The sequence below is a fragment of the Sphingobium phenoxybenzoativorans genome (genome assembly GCF_001757355.1).
GTDB classification, from domain to species: Bacteria; Pseudomonadota; Alphaproteobacteria; order Sphingomonadales; family Sphingomonadaceae; genus Sphingobium; species Sphingobium phenoxybenzoativorans.
In genome coordinates this window covers 1-5,447 of sequence record NZ_MINO01000130.1, presented here as the reverse complement: position 1 = coordinate 5,447, position 5,447 = coordinate 1, and the positions used below count along the sequence as shown (strand labels likewise).

Below are 5,447 nucleotides of genomic sequence, written 5' to 3'. Positions count from 1 at the left end.
GGAGCGCCCCTGTGGACCTCGGCGCCGACATGGTGCGCGACGAGCCGGATGATCCGCTCGGCCTGCAGCGGGCTCAGCCGCTCCTCGGTCGCAGCGATGCCGCTGTCGAGACGATCGACCCACAGCCGCCCATCGGCGTTGAGCATGATCTCGGCGACGTTCGCGTCGTCGAGCCAGGCCGCGATCGCCGGGCCGAGCGCGCTCCGCAGCATCGCGGTCCCGCGTGCGTGAACGATGGCCGATGGCTGGGTCACTTGAGGCTGTCTCCGTGGATCGAGAGCCGCACGAGCGGCGTCGGAGACAGGTAAAGAATGCCAATTTCGGCCGGTTACAACAGCATTCCGCCGGCGTCGTAAGAGCGGCGACGGCCGGATATATTAGCGCGGATCAGAAATACGTGCCGTCGCGACTGGGGCTTAATTCTACGGCGTCGCAACGCGAATCAGATGGCTTTCAAACGCGGTCTCTAGCCCGCCGTAGGAGGCTATGCTTTTCCTCCAGTCGGCGCCGACGCCTTGCGCCGCCGCTTCGGCTTATCGGCCAGTTCCACCCAAACCGGTGCATGGTCGCTGGTCTTCTCCCAGCCGCGGACATGACGATCGACCTGGGCATCCACCAACCGATCAGCCAACGGCGGGCTCAGCAGCAAATGGTCGATGCGAAGTCCAGCATTCCGGGCATAGGCGTTCCGGAAATAGTCGAAGAAGGTATAGATCACCTCGCCTGGGTGGATGGTCCGCAAAGCGTCCGTCCAACCCTGGTCGAGCAACCGGAAGTAGGCGGCTCTCACTTCCGGCGCGAACAGCGCGTCGTCGAGCCAGCGCTCCGGCTTGTAGACGTCGAGGTCGGTCGGCATCACGTTGAAGTCACCCGCGAGCATAACCGGTGCGCCCGTCCCCAGCAGCCCGGCCGCATGTTCGATCAGCCGTTCAAACCACCGCAATTTGTAATCGAATTTCGGACCGGGACGTGGATTGCCGTTCGGCAGGTAGAGCCCGCCGATCAGGATGCCGTTGACCGCCGCTTCGATATAGCGGCTGTGACTGTCGTCGGGATCGCCCGGCAGTCCGCGGCGGGTCTCGTGGATTTCGCCGACGCGGCTCAGAATGGCGACGCCGTTCCAGCTCTTCTGGCCATGCCAGATCGCATCATAGCCGAGGTCGCGGATCGCCTTCTCCGGAAACTTCTCCTGCGGCGCCTTCAGCTCCTGCAGACAGACGATGTCCGGCTGCTCCTCCTCAAGCCAGCGCAACAGCACCGGCAGGCGCCCGTTGACGCCGTTCACATTGTAGGTGGCGACCTTCATAGATCGGGCAGGACCTGATCGGCGCGGCCCCAGCCCGACAGCGCTTTCGAGGCGGCGCGCTTCACCAGCTCGGCAGCGTCGCCGACATGCCAATGGGCAGGCGTGTCGATCGTCTCCATCTCTTTCCAGCTGATCGGTGCGGCGACCGGCGCGCCAGACCGGGCGCGCACACTGTAGGGCATGACCGCGGTGGCTCCGCGCTGATTGCGCAGGTAGTCGACGAAGATGCGGCCCTTGCGCTGCGCTTTCGGCAGCGCGGCGGTGAAGTTCTCGGGATCGCTTTGCGCGACGGCCTGGGCGAGGCGGTGCGCGAAATCCTTCACCTCCGGCCACTCCGCCTTGGGCACGAGCGGGGCGATGACGTGGATGCCCTTGCCGCCGGTCACCATTGGGAAGGTTTCCAAGCCGATCTGCTGAAGGATTTCGCGAAAGTGGAAGGCCGCCTTGCGCACCGCTTCAAAATCGAGGCCTTCGTCGGGGTCGAGGTCGAACACCAGTCGATCGGCTTTCTCGACATCCTCGATCCTGGCGCCCCAACCATGGAACTCTATGGAGCCCATTTGGACGCAGGTCAGAAGGCCATCGGCGGTGTCGATGTACAGGTACGGCTCTTCGTGCCCGTCCTTCTCCATGATCCCGACATGCTTGACCGTGTCGCCGAAGCTCCCGGCGTCATGCTTCTGGAAGAAGCATTTCTTCGCGCGGCCCTGCGGGCAGCGCACCAGGCTGATCGGACGCGACCCCACCCACGGCAGCATGATCGGCGCGACCGCCGCGTAATGGTCGGCGAGCTGGCCCTTGGTGATAGCCGAATCCGGATCGATCACGCGATCGCGATTGCTGATCTTGACGCTGCTGGTGGCGGGCGCCGCGATCTCAGCCACGGGCTCTTCGGTTTCCAGCACAACGGCCTCGGGCTTCTTGTCCTCTCGCAAGCCCAGGTAGCTCGGATGCCGTAGCGTCCCCTCGTTCGTCATCTCGGTATAAGCGATCTCAGCGACCAGCTTTGGCTTGAGCCAGTGCGCGCCGCGCACTTCGGCGCGGGGCGCCTTCACCGTTGGCGTCGTCTGTTCCAGCGGCGCCATGATCTCCATCAGGCGAAACAGTTCAGCGGTGTCGAAGCCAGTGCCGACCTTGCCCGCGTACCGGAGCTCGCCCTTGTCATGGACGCCAAGGATCAGCGATCGGAACGCGCGGCTCTTGTCCGAGGGCGTCCAGCCGACGACGACGAACTCCTGACGCTTGATGCACTTGGTCTTGACCCAACTGCCGGCACGCGAGCCCACATATTTCGAGCTGGCGAGCTTCGAGATGACACCTTCGAGCCCAGCCTGGCAGAAGCTGTTGAGCAGCTTCTCACCGCTGCCCTGAATATGATCCGAGAAGCGGATATGGTCCGACTTGGCAGGCAATATGGCCTTCAGCCTGGCCTTGCGTTCGAGCAGCGGCAGGCCGGTCAGATCCTCGCCATCGAGTTCGAGCAGATCGAAGGGATAATAGTCGATGGTGGAGGGCGCGCCCTTGAGCGCACCCTGCAGCGCCTGAAAGCTCGACTTGCCGTCGGCATCGAGCACCACCGCCTCGCCATCGATCAGCGCCGAGCCCACCTTGAGCTTGGCGGCGTCCTTCAGGTTGCTCGGAAAGCGCTCGGACCAGTCGAGACCCGACCGTGTGTAGGCGCGTGCCTCTCCGCCGCCGATCGCCACCAGCGTTCGGTAGCCATCATATTTCATCTCGTGGAGCCAGCGGTCGCCAGCGGGGACGGCATCGACCAGCGTGGCAAGCTGGACGGGCCGGAAAGGCGGCGGCTTGTATACGGCCGTGCTCGATTGGCCGCCGGTCGCTTTCGCCGGACGCTTCGAACTCGTTTTGATCGCCGCGCGCGCCATGCGCGCTATGCCTTCTGCCTCATCCCCAACAGACTCCTGTAGCCGAGGAGTCGTTCCCGAGGACGGGTTCCGCTTATTTCAGTTTCGCGGCTGCGGCGTTGAGCTTCTCGCGGTCGTTACCGACTTTCTTGATCAGGTCTTCCGCCTGTTGCTTGGTGATGCCATGCTTGCGGGCGAAGTAATTCACCTCATAGCCTTCGCCAGCGGCGACCTGGCGCCGGTCAGCGCCACCGCGTTTCGACTTGTTGTCAGCCATGCTTCTCTCCTTCTCACCTTGAATCGATGAGAAGACGACCAGTTCCGAAGGCGGTGGCACTGCCGGTGAGGGCTATCCGCCTGCGCATCATCGGGGCGGGCCTGCTATACCGTCACGTGCCAGAGCCTGTGCGGTGGAGCGGACTTGCAGCCAGCGCGCATATTCCGCCTGCGCATCTGCCAGCGCGCGATGAACGGGCTGATGATCGTCTCCGCGTGGGTCCGTCCGGGCGAGCAACTCTGCAACTGTGTTAGCCAACCGCTCCGGCGGGACGATGTCTGACAGGATGGCCGCCGCGCATTCACGGTTCGCATCATCGCTGTCGCGAAGTCGGAGGCTGTGACGCGGAAACCCTGCGGCCCGCAGAAGCGCACTCAGCCATTTGCCGTCCCATGATGGAGCGCTGGCAAGCAGGTCATGGCCGGTAAGGATGTCGACCATGCGGCGGGCGACAAGCTCATGCGCCGTGCCGTCGGCAAGAAGCGTGGCGTGGCGGATATGGTGGATCGCCTCGGCGGCTGGGTCCCAGTCCGTCCAAATTGGAGCGGGCCGGATCAGATACTCCTCGGATCGACCGTCCTCGAAAACCCAAGCGACTTCGATCGGGTAGCTCTGCTTGCTGAGCGACGAGGCTTCGAAATCGAGGAACACCAACATGCCCAAAGAACGCCGGTGTCACCCGTTCGCTCATTCCAGCAGATTGGCGAGGTTCTTCAGCGTCGACTCCATGCCGGTCTTATGATCGGCCTCGCTGATTCCCGGCGGCACATTCTCGGCGACGAAGGTGACCTTCGTTCCATCGCGCACCGGCATCAGCCGCGTCGTGATCGTCATCGTGCCGCCGAACGCGGGATCCTCGCTCTCGAAGGTGACCGCCTCGACAATCTTCTCTTCTGGAACCAGCTCGACGAACCGCCCTTCGAAGATATCAGCGTCAGCGCTTGACTTGCCTCGGCCGGCCTCGGCGTCGTCGTAGATGAATGCCATGCGATAGCCACCACCCGGACGCGGATCGAAGTGGAAGATCTTGGCGGTCATTCCCCTCGGCGGCCGCCACGACATAACGGTCTCGGGATCGAGGAAGGCGCGATAGATGGCCCGTGGCGATGCGAGGATGGTGCGTGCCGCGGAATGGGTCGAAGAGTCGGTCATCCTGGTCTGGATACGAGCAGCGCCGCATTGCGACCAACCCAAAAGCGAAGGCCGCCCATTTGCCGCACCAACCGTAGGATTTGAGCTGATGATTTTGCCTCCACAGACGAGCTAATAAGGGGGGCTATGCCAAAGATTATTCGCAGCGCAGTTCTGGAAGACGAAAACGAAGTCGTCGAACTGTGGCGTTCATGCGGACTCGTGGCGAGCTACAACGATCCCGGGGCCGATTTTCGGTTCGCGATCGCGGGTTCCAGTTCTGCCGTGATTGTCGCGCAGGATGGGTGCGGCGACATTTGCGGAGCAGTCATGGTCGGGCACGACGGCCACCGGGGTTGGCTCTACTACGTCGCCGCCTCTCCCGACCGGCGACGGGAAGGGATAGGCCGGACGATGATCGAAGCCGCCGAACAGTGGCTACGAGACCGAGACGTTCCAAAAGTGCAGCTCATGATCCGCGAGACGAACGCACCCGTGGCGTCCTTCTACGAGCGCCTGGGGTACGAGGACGCACCCCGCATCCTCATGGCCAAGTGGCTTAACCGATCCAAGTAGGACCCGGCGCGTCCGATCGGCTCAGCTTTCCGACTGTGGGCAACGCTTTTGACGCGCCGCAATCGCTAAGGCTGCGGAACGTGATCGACCAGCGCGGCGGCTCCATCGGTGCGATGCTGTGCTCCCATTGGTGACGTACCTCACCGGCCAGATGATAGATCGACCGGGGCGCGAGCTCGGCTTTCGCGCGCGCGAACCCGCCGGCAGTCCGCTGGCGCAAGCGCAGCGTCGTGGCGTTACCGAGTGAGATGCCGACGACATGTTCAAACACCGGCCGGTCCTTGTGCCA

The 5,447-nt window shown here is 63.5% G+C and carries 6 protein-coding genes and 2 pseudogenes; 1 reads left to right on the top strand and 7 read right to left on the bottom strand.

All coding sequences use genetic code 11. The features are described from left to right. The 6 genes and pseudogenes from BHQ40_RS23870 to BHQ40_RS23845 form a co-directional block, all read right to left on the bottom strand. Positions 1-212: pseudogene (locus BHQ40_RS23870) on the bottom strand (P-type conjugative transfer ATPase TrbB); the annotation flags it as partial. A 272-nt stretch (positions 213-484) separates the two neighbouring features. Next, entirely contained in the window at positions 485-1,306 is an 822-nt protein-coding gene (gene xth / locus BHQ40_RS23865; protein WP_070158208.1) for an exodeoxyribonuclease III, read from the bottom strand. Further along, the gene (gene ligD, locus BHQ40_RS23860; RefSeq protein WP_070158207.1) at positions 1,303-3,195 is read right to left on the bottom strand and encodes a DNA ligase D; all 1,893 of its coding nucleotides are present in this window, start codon (positions 3,193-3,195) and stop codon (positions 1,303-1,305) included. The genes xth and ligD overlap by 4 nt, the downstream gene beginning before the upstream one ends. Before the next feature lie 73 nt (positions 3,196-3,268). Further along, on the bottom strand, positions 3,269-3,451 hold the full coding sequence (locus BHQ40_RS23855) for a DUF3606 domain-containing protein (RefSeq protein ID WP_070158206.1): 183 nt from the start codon (positions 3,449-3,451) through the stop codon (positions 3,269-3,271). 87 nt (positions 3,452-3,538) lie between these two features. Then, the gene (locus BHQ40_RS23850; protein ID WP_070158205.1) at positions 3,539-4,108 is read right to left on the bottom strand and encodes a 3'-5' exonuclease; all 570 of its coding nucleotides are present in this window, start codon (positions 4,106-4,108) and stop codon (positions 3,539-3,541) included. A 30-nt stretch (positions 4,109-4,138) separates the two neighbouring features. Further along, a complete protein-coding gene (locus BHQ40_RS23845) occupies positions 4,139-4,603 on the bottom strand; it encodes an SRPBCC domain-containing protein (protein WP_070158204.1) in 465 nt (154 codons plus the stop codon). Between the two features lie 126 nt (positions 4,604-4,729). Here BHQ40_RS23845 and BHQ40_RS23840 point away from each other — a divergent pair, with 126 nt between their 5' ends. Next, entirely contained in the window at positions 4,730-5,158 is a 429-nt protein-coding gene (locus BHQ40_RS23840) for a GNAT family acetyltransferase (protein ID WP_070158203.1), read from the top strand. Here BHQ40_RS23840 and BHQ40_RS23835 read toward each other — a convergent pair. Continuing rightward, positions 5,142-5,447: pseudogene (locus BHQ40_RS23835) on the bottom strand (hypothetical protein); the annotation flags it as partial. The gene BHQ40_RS23840 and the pseudogene BHQ40_RS23835 overlap by 17 nt on opposite strands.

Coding starts and splice junctions, on each gene's coding strand:
- xth (WP_070158208.1), bottom strand. CDS start 1,306: ATGAAGGTCGCCACCTACAATGTGAACGGCGTCAACGGGCGCCTGCCG.
- ligD (WP_070158207.1), bottom strand. CDS start 3,195: ATGGCGCGCGCGGCGATCAAAACGAGTTCGAAGCGTCCGGCGAAAGCG.
- BHQ40_RS23855 (WP_070158206.1), bottom strand. CDS start 3,451: ATGGCTGACAACAAGTCGAAACGCGGTGGCGCTGACCGGCGCCAGGTC.
- BHQ40_RS23850 (WP_070158205.1), bottom strand. CDS start 4,108: ATGTTGGTGTTCCTCGATTTCGAAGCCTCGTCGCTCAGCAAGCAGAGC.
- BHQ40_RS23845 (WP_070158204.1), bottom strand. CDS start 4,603: ATGACCGACTCTTCGACCCATTCCGCGGCACGCACCATCCTCGCATCG.
- BHQ40_RS23840 (WP_070158203.1), top strand. CDS start 4,730: ATGCCAAAGATTATTCGCAGCGCAGTTCTGGAAGACGAAAACGAAGTC.